This window comes from Lihuaxuella thermophila, from assembly GCF_900110165.1.
Classification (GTDB): domain Bacteria; phylum Bacillota; class Bacilli; order Thermoactinomycetales; family Thermoactinomycetaceae; genus Lihuaxuella; species Lihuaxuella thermophila.
The window spans coordinates 197,263-218,212 of the sequence record NZ_FOCQ01000007.1 but is presented as its reverse complement, the minus strand read 5'-3'; the positions used below and the strand labels follow the sequence as shown (position 1 = coordinate 218,212).

At 48.7% G+C, this 20,950-nt stretch carries 21 protein-coding genes; 18 read left to right on the top strand and 3 right to left on the bottom strand.

All coding sequences use genetic code 11. From position 1 onward, the window contains the following. The first annotated feature begins 49 nt into the window (after positions 1-49). A complete protein-coding gene (locus BMW55_RS09965) occupies positions 50-1,309 on the top strand; it encodes a ribonuclease H-like domain-containing protein (RefSeq protein WP_089968163.1) in 1,260 nt (419 codons plus the stop codon). Here the strand turns inward: BMW55_RS09965 and dat are convergent. Further along, positions 1,279-2,142, bottom strand: a complete 864-nt coding sequence (gene dat / locus BMW55_RS09960) for a D-amino-acid transaminase (protein ID WP_089968160.1) — start codon at positions 2,140-2,142, stop codon at positions 1,279-1,281. The two genes, BMW55_RS09965 and dat, sit on opposite strands and share 31 nt — an antisense overlap. 292 nt (positions 2,143-2,434) lie before the next feature. On the opposite strand from dat, the gene BMW55_RS09955 reads away from it, so the two are divergent. The 7 genes from BMW55_RS09955 to BMW55_RS09925 all read left to right on the top strand — a co-directional run bounded on the left by BMW55_RS09955 (position 2,435) and on the right by BMW55_RS09925 (position 10,755). Then, positions 2,435-5,707: a vitamin B12-dependent ribonucleotide reductase gene (locus BMW55_RS09955; protein WP_244527524.1), complete on the top strand. Its 3,273-nt coding sequence runs from the start codon at positions 2,435-2,437 to the stop codon at positions 5,705-5,707. 155 nt (positions 5,708-5,862) lie between these two features. Next, positions 5,863-6,591: a metallophosphoesterase gene (locus BMW55_RS09950; RefSeq protein ID WP_089968154.1), complete on the top strand. Its 729-nt coding sequence runs from the start codon at positions 5,863-5,865 to the stop codon at positions 6,589-6,591. A gap of 200 nt (positions 6,592-6,791) precedes the next feature. Then, positions 6,792-7,250 carry a hypothetical protein gene (locus tag BMW55_RS09945; RefSeq protein WP_089968151.1) on the top strand — a complete coding sequence of 153 codons (459 nt, stop codon included), beginning with the start codon at positions 6,792-6,794 and terminating at the stop codon, positions 7,248-7,250. A gap of 1,003 nt (positions 7,251-8,253) precedes the next feature. Further along, complete coding sequence (locus BMW55_RS09940; protein WP_089968148.1) at positions 8,254-8,814, top strand: NADPH-dependent FMN reductase; 561 nt, start codon at positions 8,254-8,256, stop codon at positions 8,812-8,814. Positions 8,815-8,899: 85 nt separating this feature from the next. Next, the gene (gene mntR / locus BMW55_RS09935) at positions 8,900-9,340 is read left to right on the top strand and encodes a transcriptional regulator MntR (RefSeq protein ID WP_089968145.1); all 441 of its coding nucleotides are present in this window, start codon (positions 8,900-8,902) and stop codon (positions 9,338-9,340) included. Positions 9,341-9,419: 79 nt separating this feature from the next. Then, complete coding sequence (locus BMW55_RS09930; protein ID WP_089968143.1) at positions 9,420-10,376, top strand: patatin-like phospholipase family protein; 957 nt, start codon at positions 9,420-9,422, stop codon at positions 10,374-10,376. 7 nt (positions 10,377-10,383) lie between these two features. After that, complete coding sequence (locus tag BMW55_RS09925) at positions 10,384-10,755, top strand: protease complex subunit PrcB family protein (protein WP_089968140.1); 372 nt, start codon at positions 10,384-10,386, stop codon at positions 10,753-10,755. Between the two features lie 42 nt (positions 10,756-10,797). On the opposite strand, the gene BMW55_RS09920 is transcribed toward BMW55_RS09925, so the two are convergent. Next, positions 10,798-11,082 (bottom strand): hypothetical protein, encoded by a 285-nt coding sequence (locus BMW55_RS09920; protein ID WP_089968138.1) that lies wholly within the window; start codon positions 11,080-11,082, stop codon positions 10,798-10,800. 36 nt (positions 11,083-11,118) lie between these two features. Then, the gene (locus BMW55_RS09915; RefSeq protein ID WP_089968267.1) at positions 11,119-12,051 is read right to left on the bottom strand and encodes a DUF1385 domain-containing protein; all 933 of its coding nucleotides are present in this window, start codon (positions 12,049-12,051) and stop codon (positions 11,119-11,121) included. A gap of 266 nt (positions 12,052-12,317) precedes the next feature. Between BMW55_RS09915 and aroQ the strand changes: the two genes are divergently transcribed. The 10 genes from aroQ (at position 12,318) to BMW55_RS09865 (ending at position 20,934) form a co-directional block, all read left to right on the top strand. Continuing rightward, positions 12,318-12,776 carry a type II 3-dehydroquinate dehydratase gene (gene aroQ, locus BMW55_RS09910; RefSeq protein ID WP_089968135.1) on the top strand — a complete coding sequence of 153 codons (459 nt, stop codon included), beginning with the start codon at positions 12,318-12,320 and terminating at the stop codon, positions 12,774-12,776. Between the two features lies 1 nt (position 12,777). Next, positions 12,778-13,851, top strand: a complete 1,074-nt coding sequence (locus tag BMW55_RS09905) for a M24 family metallopeptidase (RefSeq protein ID WP_089968132.1) — start codon at positions 12,778-12,780, stop codon at positions 13,849-13,851. Between the two features lie 18 nt (positions 13,852-13,869). Next, complete coding sequence (efp, locus tag BMW55_RS09900; RefSeq protein WP_089968129.1) at positions 13,870-14,427, top strand: elongation factor P; 558 nt, start codon at positions 13,870-13,872, stop codon at positions 14,425-14,427. Positions 14,428-14,570: 143 nt separating this feature from the next. Further along, complete coding sequence (locus tag BMW55_RS09895; protein ID WP_089968128.1) at positions 14,571-15,734, top strand: conserved virulence factor C family protein; 1,164 nt, start codon at positions 14,571-14,573, stop codon at positions 15,732-15,734. Between the two features lie 144 nt (positions 15,735-15,878). Next, entirely contained in the window at positions 15,879-17,411 is a 1,533-nt protein-coding gene (locus BMW55_RS09890) for a spore germination protein (protein ID WP_089968125.1), read from the top strand. A gap of 39 nt (positions 17,412-17,450) precedes the next feature. Continuing rightward, complete coding sequence (locus tag BMW55_RS09885) at positions 17,451-18,650, top strand: Ger(x)C family spore germination protein (RefSeq protein ID WP_089968122.1); 1,200 nt, start codon at positions 17,451-17,453, stop codon at positions 18,648-18,650. A 6-nt stretch (positions 18,651-18,656) separates the two neighbouring features. Further along, entirely contained in the window at positions 18,657-18,887 is a 231-nt protein-coding gene (locus BMW55_RS09880; RefSeq protein WP_089968120.1) for a hypothetical protein, read from the top strand. A gap of 17 nt (positions 18,888-18,904) precedes the next feature. Next, positions 18,905-19,363, top strand: coding sequence for a GerAB/ArcD/ProY family transporter (locus BMW55_RS09875; RefSeq protein ID WP_089968117.1), 459 nt, complete (start codon positions 18,905-18,907; stop codon positions 19,361-19,363). After that, positions 19,360-19,989, top strand: coding sequence for a GerAB/ArcD/ProY family transporter (locus tag BMW55_RS09870; RefSeq protein WP_244527523.1), 630 nt, complete (start codon positions 19,360-19,362; stop codon positions 19,987-19,989). Before BMW55_RS09875 ends, BMW55_RS09870 begins: the two co-directional genes overlap by 4 nt. A gap of 243 nt (positions 19,990-20,232) precedes the next feature. Beyond that, positions 20,233-20,934, top strand: coding sequence for a FadR/GntR family transcriptional regulator (locus tag BMW55_RS09865; protein ID WP_170839854.1), 702 nt, complete (start codon positions 20,233-20,235; stop codon positions 20,932-20,934). The last annotated feature ends 16 nt before the right edge of the window (positions 20,935-20,950 follow it).

Sequence of the window (20,950 nt, the reverse complement as noted above, 5' to 3'; positions counted from 1 at the left end):
GTTCGTTTTCAGTTAGAATAGAAACAGGAACCAAGCGGAGTTGAGGGATATGCGGACACTGAGAGAGAGATTGCGTGATTATCATCAGGGAAAACCGTCTCCATCTGCTGCAGAGCCACCCGATGTTTCCCGGTGTGGTGAGATGCCGGGCTTCGTCTGGATGGAAAACGATTGGGGAAAATATCTGCTGGGTAGAAAGGTATATTCGCTCGAAACGGGAGAAGGGCTTTATCGGTTGGGAGATTTGTATGAGGAAAATGTAAAGGGACTGGAATTGATCACCCGTCAGAGAATTGAATCTGTCGGCGTGGAAGATTTGCTCTTTTTTGATACCGAAACGACGGGCTTGGGAACAGGTGCGGGGACAACGATTTTTTTATATGGATTGGGCTATTTTCGTGAAGGTTCTTTTATCCTTGAACAATTTTTTCTGCCGGAATTATCGCAGGAGCCGGCATTACTGGCCGATTTTGCCAAGAAACTGGAAGGGTTTAAAGTGATCGTCTCCTACAATGGGAAAGGGTATGACTGGAGCCTAGTCAATACCAGATTTTCCCTTAACCGTTTGCCGCTTCCGGATCATCTGATTCACGGGGATTTGCTTCACTCCGCACGAAAGTTATGGAAAAGGCGTTTAGCATCCTGCCGCTTGCAGGAAGTGGAGGCCCACTGTCTTCTCATCCGGCGGGAAGGTGACATCCAGGGATCTTTGGCTCCGGAGTTCTATTTTGAGTTCCTTCGCTCCCGCCAGTATCAGCTGCTGGAGGGGGTTTTTCGGCATAACCGGTTAGATATACTCTCATTGGTTCACCTCCTGACCCACCTTCTGCGATGTCTGGGGGGACATGCGGACCATATCCATGCCTCCGAGAAGCTCGCACTGGGAAAATGGTTTTTGGAAGCCGGTGATGTGGAACAGGGGATCGAATGGCTGGAGAAGGCCCTGGAGGACCGAAATCTTGCCCGTTCATTGCGGGGAGAAGCGTACCGCTTGTTGGCAGAAAGATGGAAGCGGACAAAAGAGTGGGAGAAAGCCGTTAATTGCTGGAAAAGATGGACAGGAGAATCCGGTTGGGACATCACACCATTTGTCGAGTTGGCCAAGTATTATGAACATCATGCCGGAAATGGAGAGCGGGCTCTGGATTTCACGCGGCAAGCGATGGATGTATTGCTGAATAAAAAAATGATCCGACGTTCCGCTCTCATCGGGAAACAGATGGAGGAATTGAAGCACCGGGAGTCGCGCCTGTTGGAAAAACAACGGAAAAAAGCTCCTTATTTGGAGCTTTTTGATAGTCTGGATTGAAGAAGTGCAATCTGTTTTTCGAAGGCCTGTTGCAGTTGCCGGGTAATCGGGCCGGGTGTGCCGCTCTTCACGGGTTTCCCGTCAATCTGGATGATGGGGCAGATTTCCATTGTAGTGCTGGTCAGGAAACATTCATCAGCCGTAAACAGCTCTTCTTTGCTGAAGGGTTGTTTTTTTACAGGAATTTGCAGTTCATCCGCTATTTGTAATGTGATCTGCCGCGTAATTCCGTGTAAAATGAGATGGTTGGCGGGGTGTGTCCACAAGACCCCATCCTTGACGATGAATATATTTGTCGAACTCCCTTCCGTGATGATTCCGTCCCGTACCAAAATGGCTTCTTTCGAGCCGTGGTCAACGGCTTTCTGTTTGGCGAGAACGGCGCCGAGCAGATTCAGGCTTTTAATGTCGCAGCGAAGCCAGCGTATATCTTCGGTTGTGATCGCTGAGACACCTTCGCTCAACTCTTTAACCGGCCTGGGGGAAGGTTGGGTATAGGCGAGGGTAAGCGGTCGGGCATTGGAAGGGAAAGCGTGGTTCCTTGGAGCAGTCCCGCGGCTGATTTGTATATATAGATTTCCCTCCTGCAAACCGGAGCGCTGAAGAAGTTGCAAGAGCCGTTGTTCCAGCTGTTCAAGCGGATATGGCAGGTTCATGCGAATTTCCGTTGCGCTCCTTTGCAGACGGGCCAGATGTTCCTTCATATAAAAGGGCTGTCCATAGTAAACGCGGATGACTTCGTATACGCCGTCACCGAACTGGTAGGCACGGTCTTCCGGATCAATCCTGGCTTGTTCCCGTTCAATGATTTGATCATCGTACAGTACGACCATCGGGTTCATTCCTCTCACACCATTTTTACCTCTAGTGTGAACGATCCAATAAAAAAGTACAACCTTTTTTCCGCAACATTTACATCTGGGCAGTTCTTTGCAAAAAATCGGCAGGCTGAGAAAAAACGACCTTTTTTGTGAAAGAATGATATTTTGTATGAAGGACGCGTTCAGCTTGTCGGATTCTAGTGTTTGCTCGTTTTATCAATATATAGTATCTTATCTATGTAAATATCACAATATATAGTGTATAATGGACAAAAGTGGAGAACCGGATGAAAGGAAGTTATCGATGAAGATACATAGGTTTTTTACCAGAGCAGGAGAAGATCCGTATCAATCGGTCGAATACACCTTGCGTGATTGCAAGATTACCAACCCGGACGGGTCCGTCGTGTTTGAGATGAAAGGGGCTGAGATTCCGAAAGAATGGTCGCAAGTAGCCTCGGATATCATGATCTCCAAGTATTTCCGCAAAGCGGGTGTTCCCCGGACAGACAAGGACGGAAAACCGATTCTGGATGAAAACGGCCAACCGGTTACGGGACCGGAAACCAGCGTAAAACAGGTGATCCACCGTTTGGCGGGCTGCTGGAGAGATTGGGGAGAGAAATACGGTTATTTTGACAGCGAAGAAGATGCGCAAGCTTTTTATGATGAGCTTGTCTATATGCTCCTTCACCAGATGGCCGCACCGAATTCCCCGCAATGGTTTAACACCGGGCTCTACTATGCTTACGGAATAAAAGGGAAGCCGCAGGGCCATTATTATGTGGACCCGGAAACGGAAGAATTGAAAAAAGCCGACAGTGCTTATGGACGTCCGCAGCCGCACGCATGTTTTATCCAGTCGGTCGAAGATGACCTGGTGGGTGTCAATGGGATCATGGATCTGTGGGTGCGGGAAGCGCGTTTATTTAAATACGGCAGCGGAACGGGAACCAACTTTTCCAACATTCGCGGAAAAGGAGAGCCTCTGTCGGGAGGAGGAACTTCTTCCGGGCTTCTTTCTTTCCTGAAAATCGGGGACCGGGCTGCCGGGGCGATCAAATCGGGAGGAACCACCCGCCGGGCCGCGAAGATGGTATGTCTGGATATGGACCATCCGGATGTCGAAGAGTTTATCAACTGGAAAGCCAACGAAGAGAAGAAAGTCAAAGCTCTGATCGCGGCCGGTTATGATCCATCTTTTAACGGTGAAGCATATGAAACGGTTTCCGGCCAGAACTCCAATAACTCGGTTCGTGTCCCGCATGAATTCTTCCGGAAGCTGAAGGAGGACGGGATCTGGGAACTGACTTTCCGGACCACCGGTGAAGTTTGCAAGCGAATTCCAGCCAGAGAGCTGTGGCGGCAAGTGGGTGAAGCGGCTTGGCAATGTGCCGATCCGGGTGTCCAGTACGATGGAACCATCAACGAATGGCATACCTGCCCTGCAGGAATGGACGGAAAGCTGGGGGCCCGCCACAACCGGATCAACGCTTCCAATCCTTGTTCGGAATACATGTTTTTGGATAATACGGCTTGTAATCTTGCCTCTCTCAATCTGGTGAAATTTTTTGATGCCGACACGTGTAAGTTTAATATTCCTGCTTTCCGTCATGCGTGCCGTCTGTGGACGATCGTCCTTGAGATATCTGTCCTCATGGCACAATATCCGTCCAAGGAGATCGCCCGGTTATCCTATGAGTACCGTACCTTGGGCTTGGGTTATGCCAATATCGGCACCCTGTTGATGCTTTCCGGCATTCCGTATGATTCGGAGCGAGCCCTTGCCATCACGGGAGCGATTACGGCCATCATGACGGGGACGGCATACGCCACCTCGGCTGAAATGGCCAAAGAGCTTGGACCGTTTAAGGCGTTTCCGGTGAACCGTGACCACATGTTGCGCGTGATCAGGAACCATCGCCGGGCGGCTTACCATGCACCGGAATCCGAATATGAGGGCTTGGAGATTAAACCGATGGGCATCAATCCGGACTTGTGTCCTCCGGACCTTTTGGAAGCGGCCCGTTCCAGCTGGGATGAAGCGCTGTCGATGGGAGAGAAATACGGTTACCGAAACGCCCAGACGACTCTCTTGGCACCGACCGGAACGATCGGCTTGCTGATGGATTGCGACACGACGGGAGTAGAGCCCGACTTTGCACTGGTGAAATTCAAAAAATTGGCGGGAGGCGGCTACTTTAAGATCGCCAACCGGTCGATCCGTCCGGCTTTGAAAAATCTCGGATATGCCGGAGAACAAATTGAAGATATTTTGCGCTATGTGACGGGGACCCTGTCTCTTGAAGGCTCGCCGCACATCAACCGGGAAACCCTGAAGGAAAAAGGATTTACGGATGCGGATCTGGACCGGATTGAAAAAGTGCTGCCCACCGTCTTTGAATTATCGTTTGCCTTTAATCGTTGGACGCTGGGAGAAGAGTGCCTGGAAAGGCTGGGCTTTACCAAGGAACAATACGAAGCACCCGACTTTGACCTCCTTCGCGCCCTTGGCTTCACCCGCAAACAAATTGATGAGGCGAATGATGTGATCTGCGGCATGATGACCATCGAAGGAGCTCCTCACTTAAAAGAAGAGCATTACCCGGTCTTCGACACAGCCAACCCCTGCGGAAAACACGGCACGCGATTCATCCATTACATGGGGCATCTCCGCATGATGGCTGCCGCCCAACCGTTTTTGAGCGGAGCCATTTCAAAAACGATTAATATGCCCCACGAATCAACGGTGGAAGATATTCTCAACGCGTATGAAGAAGGTTGGAGATTGGGATTGAAAGCGGTCGCCCTGTACCGGGACGGATCGAAGAGCTCGCAGCCTCTCAATGCCAGAGGGGATCAGAAAGAGGAAGAAGAGAAGACCGAGCATGAGAGTGTAGCAGCTGTCGCAGAAGAAACTACACCTGACGCCGGGCTCAAAGAAGTAATTGCTACCGGACATGTTCCGAGTGTACGTCGCCGCCTTCCCCGCAAACGGGATGGTTTCACACAAGAAGCACGGATTGCCGGACAGAAAATCTTTGTCCGTACCGGCGAATATGAAGACGGTTCGCTCGGGGAGATCTTTATCGACATGCATAAAGCGGGAAGTACGATGCGGGGAATGCTTGACGCCTTTGCCGTGGCAGTATCGCTGGGCTTGCAGTACGGGGTTCCCTTGCAAAAATATGTGGATTCTTTAACCTTTACCCGCTTTGAGCCCGCCGGGATCGTTGACCATCCGAACATCAAAATGGCCACATCGGTGATTGACTATGTTTTCCGTCTTTTGGGGATGGAATATCTGGAGAGAACGGACTTTGTGCAAGTTCCGCCCAAAAAAGAAGAGTTGAGATGTTATGTGAACCGGATGAACAGAAAGGATTCCCAGCCACCAGAATCGGCCGGTGAAAAAACAGCAAACCCGAAACCGGCGTATGATGGCTCCGTTGACAACTTGGAAGCCATCCGTACCAGCAGCGGAGCCCCGCTGTGCATTGAATGCGGAGGCATGACCAAACGAAACGGTTCTTGCTATGTCTGCCTTGATTGCGGATCGACCACAGGATGCTCCTGATCCCACCTAAACCCCGGCACTCATTCTTGCCGGGGTTTCCTTTTGAATCCTCATCCTTTGTCTTGTAGAATAGTTTCTGTAACTGAATGTGTATCGGCAAGGAAAAGGGAATGGTACGCCGGAATCAAGAAGGACATGTAAGGACGTGAAACCAGTTGGCTATCTACGCATTGAGCGATTTGCATTTATCTTTTAACAAACCTGTCAGTTTGTTTGACATCGATCCGGAAAACGATATCGAGAAGCCGATGGATGTGTTTGGCTGGGACCGTCATTATGAGCGGATTCGCGATCAATGGCTGGCGAGGGTCTCACCTGAGGATACGGTATTAATTCCGGGGGATATCAGTTGGGCGATGAAGTTGGATACAGCCCGTTACGATTTTGAATGGATTAACCAGTTGCCGGGCAAAAAGGTAATGTCCCCGGGTAACCATTGCTATTATGCGCAAAGCAAGAAAAAAGTCCGGGAAGCGTTGCCCGAAGGGATGGAGTGGATCGACGCTGATTACACAACCGTCGAAGGGCTTGTGGTAGCCGGAACGCGTGGCTGGACCTTGCCGGGAGATCGTTTTTACAACGAAGAAGAAGACCGCAAGATTTACGAACGCCAGGTCGGCCGTCTGCGCATCGCTCTGGAACTGGCAGCACGGGAACAGCCGGATCGCGAGAAAATGGTGATGTTGCATTTCCCTCCTCTGACCCGCAGCGCCATTGAATCGGGGTTTATGGATGTGATGAAAGAATTCGGCGTCACTCTGTGCATCTACGGTCATATGCACGGAAAAGCGGCGGAAGAAGCGATTCAGGGGACGGTAGACGGGATTGAATTGAAACTGGTCGCCTGTGATGCGCTCAACTTTTGTCCGGTGAAGATACGATAAATGATAACCACCATTACGGGTGGTTGTTTTTTTGTTCCAATCTTGACCGGTCCGGTCAAGCAACATGCTCTGCGGCAGCTGGATAAACGAACTGGCAGTGCATGAAGATGGGATGGACTCTCTATATGGATCATAGACCATACCTTTCAAGGTTGAGCCGAATATCTTATAGGAGATTGTATGGAAAAGAGGGGACATCCATGGCATGTTCCAATAGAAATCTGTTGTTGAATAGTAGATTTCTTCAAGGGCTTCCTCCGTGGACGGGCGGTAATATCAAAATTGTAAGAAACCCGGTGAGCAGGAATGACCTTGCGGTTTTAATGAGAGCGGGGAATCCGAATGCTAACAGTGTGTTGAAACAAACCGTTTACGGACCGTTTGAACGGGGATGTGCCTATTACTTGTATTTTCGGGTATTAAATTTGACTCCGGCCCGCTTGTTTGCAACCGTTTCTTACCAAGATATAAACGGAAACATCATCCGGTCGACCCCTTTATTTATCTTGTTAGGGAAAGAGAGCAGGCTCAAATGGGAGCCTTATTTTACCATTGTTCCCCCGCCGCCTGACAATGTTCACCGGGCTTCCGTTGTGCTTCTGTTGACATCCGGTACGGTCCTTGCTGACAATATTGTATTGGCTTCCCATCAGGTATAGCCACCCTTCTTTTTCAAAGGGGGAGGAGTCCAGTCTTCATTTCAACGGGAGCTGCTGTAGCTTCGAACCTGTTGTAAGGTCTTGATCGGCTCCGGCGTGACCGACTCTGCCCCCTTTTTTGTGTTGTGTTCACACTAGTTGCGCTCCTTTTTCTTTAAAACACATCTGCCTTCATTCCGGGTTTGTGTTCAGCAGTCATGACCGTATGATGTAAAGTGTGCTGTATTAAGCAAGGGTGTTTCTGTGATTATACTTCCGGGGCGGTCGGCCGAGTTGGTCTCCATGCTCTTGAGGCCCGCAAGGAAGCATATGCAATCCGCTCCCGCCCCTCACTTCGGAAGCGGATCAAACCCGCTGTCGCTTAGGACACGTGATCCGCTTCTTTCCTTCGTTCGAGCCTTCCGCTGGGAACGGTCCTCAAGGCACTTCGTCCAATCACGGTCTCCCTGCACGATTTTGCCTTACGTCTCCAAGTTGTATCAACTAGTCAGAATGTTTTCTGTGCAAAATAGACACGAATGAGCGGAGGAATTTGTTCTCCGGCGGAGCGACTCTGCCACTGCATCGGAGCGGAGTCGGAAAACCATTTCCGGAGCGGGCACTCATCCAGGGTTGTAACAAGCTGTCGTGGACTGTATTTTTTCAATCTCCATAAGCAGAACCAGCGGAGAAATCTTTTTGGCGACGAGTGACTCTGCCACCGCATCGGAACGGAGTCGCCAAAAAGATTTCGGAGCGGGATTTAAACAGGTCCACCTTCATTCCCGGTTTGTAATTCAGCAGTCATGATCGTTTACTTTCGAAAGATGAATTTGCTGTATCCTTGGACAGGCCATCAGTTTTGTTGGCTTTTTCCTGTAAATCCTGTATACTGTTTAGTGCAAAAACACAACCCAAGAAGTTGGTGGCTCAAAGAGTCGTGGCTGCTTAATCAAACTTGCACTTTGACACAAAAGAACGTTACAAGCAATACATAAAAGCATGTTAGACAGGGGTGTCGATCATGAAGGTTCTTGCTATTGCCGGGAGTCTCAATGAACAGTCAACCACGCATTTGGCCGTGGGGATCGTTGCCAATGCGGCAAGGGAAGCCGGCGCGGAAGTGGAGATTTTCGATTTGCGCAAGTATCCCCTGCCCATTTACGACGGCCGGTCAGACGAATCCACATATCCGGAAACGGTAAAGATGTTTAAAGAAAAAATGATGGAAGCGGATGGGTTTATCCTCGGCTCTCCTGAATATCACGGGAGCATTTCGGGTGTTCTGAAGAATGCCCTGGATTTTATTGGCGCACGTGAATTGGAAGGAAAAGTGGTCGCGCTGGTGGGAACGGCAGGTGGAGCGATGGGGGCAACCAATACCCTCAACACCATGAATATCATCTGCCGCACGTTACACGCCTGGCCGCTGCCTTCCGTCGTTTCCGTTCCACAATCATACATGGCCTTTAAACCGGACGGGACATTGAAGGATGAAAAACTGCAAAAGCGCCTGGAAGATCTGGGACGAAATCTGGTGAAGTCCATCGGCCTTTTCCGTTCAGAAATTCATTCTAAATCATGACCATGGAGGATCTTTTGTGAATCGGTTTGTGTTTTGTGATAGAATAAAATTAATTTTGAAATATTGTTAGTTGGGGGGGCCTTTCATGCCGACGCCAAGTATGGAAGATTATTTGGAAAACATCTACAAATTGATCGAACAAAAGGGATATGCCAGAGTATCTGATATCGCAGAGGCATTGGAAGTGCACCCCTCCTCTGTCACGAAGATGGTTCAGAAACTGGATCAGAGCAAGTATTTGGTTTATGAAAAATATCGTGGTTTAGTCCTGACTCCCAAAGGGAAAAAGATTGGAAAGAGACTGGTAGATCGGCATCATCTGTTAGAACAGTTTTTGCGTCTCATCGGGGTAAGCGAAGAACTGATCTATAAGGATGTGGAAGGTATTGAGCATCATCTGAGTTGGGACTCCATTACTTGTATCGAAAATCTGGTGGGATACCTTGAAGAACATCCCGATTTGGTTAAGCATTTACAATCAATGAAAGAAGAGGATGAAGGCATCGGAGAGATCTATTCACCTTAACCCATGGACTCGTTTCCAGGGTTTTTTTTTCGTCATCAACATACACATTTGATTAATATAAATGTTGGGAGGAGTGGCCATGTGGGCGGATGCCGTGTTTGAAGGTGGAGGGGTGAAAGGGATTGGCTTGGTTGGCGCTCTTTGTGTCGCGGAAGAAAAAGGGTTTAAATGGAGAAAGTTAGCGGGTACTTCAGCAGGTTCGATTGTTGCCTCTCTGCTCGCAGCGGGGTATACGGCGAAAGAATTGTACCAGATCATGATTGAGCAGGATTTTGTGGACTTTATTCTTCCTTCTTGGTATGATCAATTGCCGTATTTGGGTCCGACCATCCGTCTGTGGATCAAAAAAGGGATGTTTTCAGGGCTCCCTTTGGAGCGGTGGATCGAGAAATTGCTATTGGCTAAAGGAATTCGTACCTTTGGCGATTTAAAGGGGGACAGGGAACTTCATATCATCGCTTCCGATATTTCCAGGGGCCGATTGCTGGTTTTGCCTCACGACCTGGAACAATACGGCTATAATCCCAAGGAGTTGTCAGTAGCTCGAATTGTCCGCATGAGCTGCAGCATACCATTCTTCTTTGAGCCGGTTAAAATTATACACAAACCGACAGGCTCGGTCTGTTATGTTGTGGACGGAGCGGTGTTGAGTAATTTTCCGGTCTGGCTCTTTGACCAAGACAACCCGAGATGGCCTACCTTGGGTTTTCGGTTAACCGAGAATCAAGCCGAACACGTTCATAAGATTTACGGGCCGTTGAGTATGTTTCGCTCCATTCTGTTTACGATGATGGATGCCCACGATAACCGGCATATTCAGGAACAGGATCAGGTACGGACGATCATGGTGCCCACACTGGATGTTAAAATGACTGATTTTTCTATCTCGAGGGAAAAGAAGGAACAATTGTTTCAATCAGGAGTCAAAGCGGCCGAACAATTCTTTAAAACCTGGAATTTCGATCATTATCTGGCTGTCAGGGGTGTGAAAAGACAGGTTACTTATCAGATCCGGCCGTCTACGGAAAAGAGGTGAGTCAAAGATGGCCTATCAGAAGACCTTTGGATCCTGGTTTAAACCCATTCCCTTAAAAGAACAAAAAAAGCTTCCGGCACCCGTATTGGAATGGATTCAGGAACAGAAGAGATTTCGTGGCGTATTTGAATTTCGCCTTCAGAAACATACGTATGTTCTCATCGCTTTGGGGCAGAGGCCAAATCCGGGTTACCGGCTGGAAATGGTAAAAGTGGAGTCGGGCCCGGAAGGCACGGATGTGCTGATCGAGGAGAAGCTTCCTCTTCGGGGGAGAATGTATCCCCAGGTGGTGGTTTATCCTTATATTGTCGCCCAGGTACAAGGAAAAATACGTGTTTGGCTGGTTCGGCCGGATCAATCGTTGGTACGGTTTCCATAAAGAAAGGCCAGTTTTTGAACTGGCCTTTCTTTATGGAAACGATTATAAGGTTTCTTTTTTCTTGTTGCCATCGATGACGCGAAAAGGTCTCCGCTTCTTTTTGGACGTTTTGCTTTTGCTCTTGTTGTTTCTCGGAAAAGCGGGACGAGAGACGGAACCCATCCGAAGCAGCCAGCGCGGTGGAAACTTGTATAAGTAATAGACGATCCCGATGATCAACAAGGGAATGATAATGGATAAAGGTGATCGAAACAGCTCGACGAAGAAGCCGATGGCGACAAGGGAAATCAGAAGATAGTGCCATCCTTTTGAGGTTGAACTGTGCATCAACCCATCACCCTCTCATAACCCTAAGCGGATTCTTTAAAGACTCGAATGTGCAAAGGTCGCTTGCCGGGAGGCCATTTCCCCTTCGACGCGGGCATCCAGTTCCAGCATGCGTTTAAAGGCAGCGATGGCTACTTCCACTTGTTCATCCGTAGGTTCTCGGGTCGTCAGTTTTTGCAGCCACAGGCCGGGGTAGCCGAGATAAGTGAGAACGGGGATGTCGCGCACCGCATTGGTCGCCCGAAGCAACTCATAGGAAAGTCCGAGCACGACGGGAATGAGCAGCAATCGCGTGAGGATGCGATCCCATACATTGTCGTAGCTGAAGAAAGAGTAGACGATCACTCCGACAATGATCGACAGAATAATGAAACTGCTCCCGCACCGATAATGCAGGGTGGATTGTTTCTGCACATTCTTTACTGTTAATTCTTGCCCTAACTCATAGGTGCTAATCACTTTGTGTTCGGCTCCATGATATTGAAAAACTCGTTTGATCAGAGGAGCCTGGGAGATCATCCACAGATAGGTGAGTAACAGAGCCGTCTTGATTGCGCCTTCGATTAAATTTTGCAGGATCAGATTTTCTACGTAACGATCAAATAACACACTTGCCAGAAAAGCGGGGAGAGCGGTAAAGATGATTTTGCCGAAGAGCAAAGACAACACACCGACCACAGCAACCCCAAAGATCATGACGAGTTTGGACTCTTTTTGTTCTGCTTCCGCTTGAGAGGAGGAAACTTCATTTTCATCTTCGTCTTCTTCCAATTCAAATTTTTCCGAGGCGAACTGCAGATGTTTTGCGCCTGACGCACTGGCTTCAATCAGAGATACGATCCCGCGGATCATCGGGATTTTTTTTAGGAAATCCAATGAAGGGGATTGTTTTTTGAATACTTCGTATGTTTCGATTCGACCATCTTTCCGGCGGATTGCCGTAACTTGTGAATAGCGGCCGCCGAACATGACGCCTTCGATGACAGCTTGGCCGCCATAGAGGATTGGTTTGTCAGCCACTGACGATATGCACCACCTTCGAAAGGTTGTCAATCTCACGTCTACTAAGGTGTCTTTATTCTAACATAAAGTAGGGGTGTTCGGTATGGTGTAGAGTTGAAACCATGGACAAATGAAGATAAACATGGGAGAATATAATAATGCCCGGATGATTGTCCAACCGAGTTCCCCGCTTTTGTGATACAATGACGGGAGGAATGTGGGGAGGTGGCCCGATGGTTAAAGTACTGGTTCTCCATGGTCCCAACCTGAATCGACTGGGAAAGAGAGAAACCGGTGTGTACGGGAAAGTGACACTGGATGAAATCAACGAACGATTGGTACACAAAGGAAAAGAATGGGGGCTCCACGTCAGTTTCGCCCAAAGCAACATGGAAGGTGAACTGATCGATTACATTCACAAAGCCGATGGCGAGTTTGATTACATAATTTTTAATCCGGGTGCCTATACCCATTATAGTTATGCTTTGCGGGACGCCATTGCGTCAGTTGATGTGCCCGTTTTCGAAGTGCATTTATCCAATATTCACGCTCGAGAACCATTCCGTCACACATCTGTAACCGCACCTGTATGTCACGGCCAGATCGCCGGTTTCGGGCCGCTTAGTTACGAATTGGCGCTTGCCGCGATACATGGATTGACAGAAGGTGAGGCGGATCATAATAAGGGGTGAAATGATGGAACAGCGAATCGCGCGTCTCAGAAAGCAGATGCATGATAGAGGCATCCGGGCCATGCTGGTCAGTCATCCGGTAAACCGGCGCTATATTACCGGATTTACCGGTTCTGCGGGCCTCGCTTTAATCACGGCCGAGGAGGCTGTGCTGGTCACCGATTTCCGCTATCTCACGCAAGTGAAAGAACAGGCTCCCCATCTCTCGGTGTCCGAGCATAAAGGGCAGATTTTTGGAGCGGTCGCCGAAGCGTGCCGGAAACTGGGTATCCAATCTCTGGCTTTTGAGCAGGACCATTTGACTTATGCCCAGCATAAACAACTGGAAGAGGCATTGGACGGGATTCCTACCCAGCCGGTGAGCGGTCTGGTGGAACAGCTGCGCATGATCAAGGACGAAGAGGAGCTGGCGATCATCCGTCAAGCAGCGAGGATTGCCGATCAAACCTTTGAACAGATCGTCAAAGAGATCCAACCGGGAATGCGGGAAACGGAGATCGCGATGCGCCTCGAATTCATCATTCGTGAAATGGGAGCGTCTTCTTCTTCGTTCGACATCATCGTGGCATCCGGGAAGCGTTCTGCTTTGCCTCACGGAACAGCCAGTGACAAAAGGCTGGAAAAAGGGGATCTCGTTACCCTGGACTTCGGTGCTTATTACAAAGGTTATGCTTCGGATATCACCCGCACGATCGTGTTGGGGAAACCAAGCGAGAAGCAAAAAGAAATTTATGATATTGTATTAGAGGCGGGCAAGCTCGCGATCAGCGCCATTCGACCGGGCATCACGGGCAGGGAAGCCGATGCGGCCGCGCGGGATTATATTGCCCGGCACGGTTACGGAGGCTATTTTGGTCACGGAACCGGTCACGGACTCGGCTTGGAAGTGCATGAAGCCCCACGCCTCTCTCCCCAAGGGGATACCCCTCTGGCTCCCGGTATGGTGGTTACGGTTGAACCCGGCATCTATCTTCCTGATTTTGGTGGGGTGCGGATTGAGGATGATGTGCTTGTCACCGAAGCCGGGGGCGAAGTTCTCACCCACTGCACCAAAGAACTTATCATTATCGACTGATGATCTGGAGGAAAAAAGATGATTAGTGTAAACGATTTTCGCACTGGTTTAACCATTGAACTAGATGGTGATGTATGGCAAGTAATGGAATTCCAGCATGTAAAACCCGGAAAAGGTGCGGCTTTTGTTCGTTCCAAACTGCGCAATATGCGGAACGGAAACATTCAAGAGCGCACGTTCCGAGCGGGGGAAAAAGTGCCGAGAGCGATGGTGGAAACCCGTCAGATGCAATATCTCTATGAAAGCGGCGGCGAGTACACGTTCATGGACAATGAAACCTATGATCAAATCACGCTTCCTGCTGAACGCTTAAAATACGAGCTCAACTTCCTGCAAGAGAATATGAACGTCCAACTGATTATTTTTAAAGGCGAGACAATCGGAGTTCAGCTGCCGAACACGGTGGAACTGGAAGTGGTGGAAACCGATCCCGGAATCCGCGGCGATACCGCTACAGGCGGAAGCAAACCGGCAAAACTGTCCACCGGCTTCGTTGTGCAAGTTCCGCTGTTCATCAACGTTGGGGATCGCATCGTTGTCGATACACGCTCCGGCGAATACGTGTCCCGCGCTTAACGCCATTCCCGAAAAACCTCTGCAGCTTCAAGGCTTCAGAGGTTTTTCTGTAGCTGAGCACGGCCCGCTGGAGGGTTCCCCCGTCGGTTGGTACAGGCTGTTCAATTCTTGTTGCATCATGATCCCGAAAGGAGTGTCCGGTGATGAAAATTGTATCCATTGAACCGACCCCCAGTCCCAACGTCATGAAATTGAATCTGGATGAATCATTGCCGCCGGGAAAGAGTTATAACTTTTCGCTGGCCAGCAAGGAGCAAGCTCCCGGTTATATCCAAAAATTGCTGATGATCGAGGGCGTGATAGGCGTTTTCCAAGTTCTCGATTTCATTTCATTGGAACGACATCCCAAAGCGGATTGGCAAACGGTTTTATCCAAAGCGCGCGAAGCATTGGGCGAAGCCGACGGTAAAAGTCAAATGGCTCCGGTTGCCGGAGAAGCCGAACGAACAGCAGCAGAATCTTTTGGTGAAGTAACTGTCTACATTCAGAAACTGAAAGGTATACCTATTCAAGTCAAATGTGTGAAAGACGGGGAGGAAGTGCGGGTCGGTTTGCCGGAACGTTTTAAGGAAGCCGTGATGAAGGCCCAATCGGCCACTACCAACCTTGTGTTTGAGCGAAAATGGGAAGAGCAGAGCCCGCGTTACGGAAACCTTCAGGAGGTGGGTGAACAAGTAGCCGAAGAGATTGCCGCCGCGTATGACGAGGTGCGTCTAAAATCCCTGGTCGAGGCGGCTTTTGCGCCGGAAAATGAGCGGCAGACCAAACGGGAAGGCATCTCCGTCCAAGACGTGTTATCAGCCTTGGATCATCCGGAGTGGGAAAAACGATATGCCGCCTTAGAACAAATGGAGCCAACGCTTGAAGCCATCCCTGTCCTGGATAAAGCGCTCGGTGATGAAAAAACGGCGATTCGGCGCCTGGCCGTTGTCTATCTCGGGTTGATCGGAGAAAAAGAGGTCCTTCCATATCTTTATCGTGCGCTTAAAGATCCCTCAGCGATTGTGCGCAGAACTGCAGGAGACTCCTTATCAGACATGGGAGATCCGGATGCGACTCCTGCCATGTGCGAAGCTTTGAGAGACAAAAACAAACTCGTCCGCTGGCGCGCAGCCCGGTTTTTATACGAGGTGGGTGACGAAACGGCGATTCCGGCCTTAAAAGAAGCTGTCAACGATCCGGAGTTTGAAGTGCGAATGCAGGCTCAAATTGCTTTGGAGCGCATCGAACGCGGGGAAGAGGCGAGCGGAACCGTATGGCAGCAAATGACCAGAAGCATTTCCGGGGAGAAAAAGGGAAACGATTAAACGGGCTCTCGCTCATCGATGTGTATGCGTCCAGTTCTTGTACTGGGCGTTTTTTATTTTTATATCAACCTCTGTGGCTTCACTGGAGTTTGGATGGGAATTGCCTCATTTGGAAAAAATATGTGACGGGATAGAGGTGAAGTGATGAGAGGTTTTTTTCATAAGGACAACCAGCAAAGAAAAGAAAATGCCAACGGCCTGGATACCAGCCTCAGCAAAAATATCGAACGGATCCAAGAAATCTTTTACCACAGCAGTGATTTGATCATACGGGAAATCCAAATCGGCAAAACCGAACCGATCAAAGCCGGAATCATTTATATTGAAGGTCTGGCCGATCTCCCGTCCATCCATGATTACATCATGGAATCATTGATGTTGGACATGGATGAGACCAATAGAAAGCAGCAGAATTATTTTGACTTCATCAAACAACAAGTTCTTACGATCGGGGATATTGCGTATATTTCCGACTTCGATTCCCTGATTAAAGCCATTTTGAATGGCGGCGCCGTCATACTCCTCGATCAGCAAGCTCAAGGCATTCATGCCAAAGCGAAGGGATGGAAAGACCGCGATATATCGGAGCCCCACTCCCAAACTTTGGTTCGTGGCCCAAGGGAAGGATTTACAGAAACATTTTCAACGAATACTTCATTGATTCGCCGAAAAATCAAGCTGCCGGATTTATGCCTGGAAACATACACCATCGGACGTATGACGCAAACGGAAGTCGGAATTATGTACATCAAAGGGACTGCCGGTGAACATATCGTTCAGGAAGTGCGAAAACGCATTCGGAGCATCGATATGGACGGCGTCTTGGAGAGCGCCTATATCGAGGAAATGATCCAGGATCACTCCCTCACGCCTTTTCCAACCATTTACAATACCGAACGTCCCGATGTCGTGGCCGCTGCTTTGTTGGAAGGGCGTGTGGCCATTCTGACCCAGGGTACTCCGTTCGTTTTGGTAGTCCCAGCACTATTTAACCAATTCTATCAATCACCTGAAGATTATTATCACCGTGCGGATATCAGTACGTTGATCCGTTTGCTCCGATTACTGGCATTATTTATCGCATTTTTGGGTCCCTCCTTATATGTGGCTATCACCACGTTTCATCAAGAGATGTTGCCGACACCACTCCCGGTCGGATTGGCGGCCCAGAGAGAGGGGATCCCCTTTCCTGCTTTTGTTGAAGCACTGCTCATGGAAACCACTTTTGAGATTTTGCGTGAGGCGGGAATTCGGATGCCTCGTGCGGTAGGCCAGGCCATCTCCATCGTGGGAACTGTTGTCATCGGTGATGCCGCCGTCAACGCGGGACTTGCTTCTCCGGCCATGGTGATCGTGGTTTCCATCACCGCGATTTCCAGCTTTATTATTCCGTCCTATGATATGTCCATCTCCATTCGGATTTTACGGTTTCTTATCATGGCTTTGGCGTCTTCCTTTGGTTTGTTCGGGATATTTGTGGGCATTTTTGCGCTCGTCCTGCATTTGTGCAGTCTCAGTTCTTTCGGCGTTCCGTATACGGCGCCATTCGCTCCGTTCATCGTTTCCGACCAAAGGGATGCGTTATTTCGTTTTCCCCAATTGGGCCTGATGTTTCGACCCCATCTCATCAGAAGAACGAAAAAGAAACATTCCACCTTTTTCAACCCGACTTCGTAATCAAATGGACCATCGTTTTTTGGGGGAAGGGATTTGCAAATGAAAAAGGTTCTGATCCCGATCCGGGTCTGCATGATCCTGATCCTGCTCACCGGATGTTGGAACCGGCGGGAATTGAATGACCTGGCCATTAACTCCGCCCTGGGGATTGATAAAAGCGGGGACCAATATTTGTTAAGTGCCCAGGTCATCAACCCGGGACAAATCTCTCCCGGAAGAGGGGGCGGGGGAGGAAATTATGCCCCGGTCACCACATATCGGACAAAAGAAATGACCATATTTAACGCCCTTCGAAAAATGTCCAGGCAAACCCCGCGCAAGCTCTACCAGGGACACATGCGGATGCTGATCATCGGGGAAGATGTGGCCAGAGAAGGAATTGCCGAGGTGGTCGATTTCATCGAGCGGGACCATGAGTTTCGCAGCAATTTTTTTATTGTGGTGGCTAAAGGAACACGGGCGGAAAAAATATTGAGCACCCTGACGCATATTGAAAAAAATCCTGCGGAAAAAATGTTTCGTTCTTTAGAAATGTCGGCCAAAGCATGGGCTCCCACGGTAGAGGTTCGTTTGGATCAATTGGTCTCCGAATTGATCAGTCCGGGAAAAAATCCCGTATTAACGGCCATTCAACTGAATGGCGATATTGAAGAAGGCATGACCGTAGATAAGTTGGAAAGCGTTCCCCCGCCCAGTATATTGCAATATGGCGGCAGTGCCGTGTTCAAAAAGGATGTTCTGGTTGGATGGTTCAATGAAAACGAGAGCAAAGGATATAACTACGCAATGGGCAATGTAAGAAGCACCACCGGCTTTGTGAGAGATCCAAGGGGAGGAAAAATTCTGGGAGAGGTGATACGAACCAAAGCAAGGATCGAAACCCGGGTTCAGAACGGAAACCCAAAAGGGAGCGTATTCGTCGAGGTTACCGCGAACATTGGGGAAGCGATGGGCAACATCGATATTACCGATCCCAAGACGATCGATTGGTTCGAAAATGAATCCGAAGAAAAAATCGGCTCCCTTATTCAAAGCTCCATCGCAAAAGCAAAAAAATGGAAAACGGATGTTTTCGGTTTTGGAGAAGCACTGCAACGCTCCAATCCAGACTATTGGGCCGGTGTGGAAAAAGATTGGGATCAGACATTTGCCAAACTGCCGGTAGAGGTTCAGGTCGATTTTCGTATCAAGCAAATTGGAACGGCCAATCAGCCTATTCTCAAAAGATTAAAGGAGTAAGTTAATATGGCAGTCGCTGTCATTCTCCTCCTTGCAGCCTTAGTGGCCGGGTTGGAAATACGGCCTTTGATCAGGAAAAGAATGAAAAAAGAGTGTTGGTCGTTTGCCGTGTTGTCGGCGATCGCCACAACGCTTGCCATTTTCATGGTGTCGGAAGTGAATATGCCCAATCCGCTCAATGGAATCTCCGTTTTATATCAACCGCTGCATGATTGGCTGTCTGCGCTTCTCAGATAACCCGGGGGGATCTCGCTATGCTGGAAAAGGGAAAAATCAGCATTCGGCAATTTTCGATATTGGCCTGTTTATGTACCATCGGCAGTTCTGCGTTGCTGATCCCGGCGATCCTTGTTTCTGAAGCAAAGCAAGATGCCTGGTTGGCCGGTATACTCGGCTTAGGGATCGGCCTGTTGCTGACCAGGTTATACAGTGCTTTGGGAGCACGCTTTCCTCATATGACGTTTGTTCAATACAGCGAAAAGCTCCTTGGCAAATGGATCGGCAAAACGTTTTCCCTGTTGTTTGTTTTCGCTGTTCCCTTTATCTTAACAGCTTTTATGCTTCGGGACATCGCCGATTTTATCACGACGCAAATTATGCCGGAAACCCCGATTATCGCCATTGAACTTCTTACCTTGAGCATCTTTGTCCTGGCTGCGCGCATTGGAATTCAACCGATCGCACGTGCATCGGAAATTTTTTTCCCTGGGTGATCTTGCTTTTTTTAACACTTGTATTCCTGACTTCTTTTGACATCGAGTTTGCAAGGATCCAGCCTGTGCTGGGTAAAGGCGTGAAGCCTGTCTTGAGAGCCGTCATGGATTTTGTAGGTTTTCCTTTTCTCGAACTCGTTTATTTATTGATGATATTCCCTTTTGTCAATCGGACAGACAAGGCTGGAAAAGCGTTTTTGACCGGTACAGCGGTTGGCGGAGGAATTTTAATTGTCATCATACTCCTGTCCATATTGGTTTTAGGAGTCAGTTACACGGAGCTTCAACAATATCCTCTTTATGCGCTGGGACAGAAGATTACGATAGCGGGTTACATAGAACGCATGGAATTGATTGTGGCCGGATTCTGGATCATCACGATCTTTTTCAAGGGAGTGATTTGCAACTATACCATGACGTTGGGGTTGGCACAAGTATTGGATTTGCGCGATTATCGGCCTATAACCATACCGCTTGGCATATGCGCCCTTCTGTTTTCCCTCATGATCCCGAATATCGTTTCTTTCATGAAGTTCACCAATGAGATCTGGTTTTTTCACATCCTCCCATTTGGAGGGCTTTTTCCATTGCTCCTGTTCGGGCTCGCAGCTATCAAAAACAGTTAACCAAGCAACTGGGTCATTTGTTTCCACCGGATACAGATTCCCGATCCATAAGCATCGTTGTACCAAAATGGTCAAGCCTGTTGTAAGGGCTTTCATCCATCCGTTGAGATCCAACGGATTTCCTTTATTTGGATGAGGGAAATACAATAAAATATCATTGCCAATAATGCGAAAATAAAATAATATAAAGACACCAAAACAAATTCATCTGATAATCTTAAGAATGTGATGAGAGGATATCCCATGAAATTAACCCAGCAGTTTAAAGTCAAAAAAACGTATGAGGAAGTCGCTGACTATCTTAAAGAACAAATCTTGTCCGGCGTATACCAACCCGGTGAGCGGCTGCCATCCCTGCGTGAGTTGGGAGAAAGGTTGGGTGTGGGACAATCGACCATTCGCGAAGCCATCAGTTCTCTCAAAACAATGGGTTTGGTGACGATCCAGCAGGGGGGAGGAACATTTGTTACACCCTATAAGCCGGAAGAATTGCTATCTGCTTTTGAAACCATTCAACCGGTAACGAAACAAGATATCATCAGCTTGCTGGAAGTTCGAAAGATCATTGAAATCGGCATAGTCCGTTTGGCGGCAGAAAGATCTACAGAAGAAGATACCGCTAACATGGAAGAAGCCTTAAATGAGATGGAACGGGCACTCGTCAATGGTGAATTGGGGGACAAAGCCGACTGGAAGTTTCATTATTCTTTGGCAACCGCCTCTCACAATCCCATCCTCGAGTCCATCATGCAGTCCATCTCAGAAACGATGGAAAAAACACTGAAAGCAAGCCGACAAAAATTATATGAAACAGAAGGAAACCCCGAGCGGTTACTTTCTGAACATAAGGATATATATCAAGCGATTGTAAATAAAGATGCGAAACGCGCAGAGGAAGCCATGCTTTATCACCTGCTAGGCGTAGAGAAAGAAATGCTGAAATAATTTTTTTCGAATAACT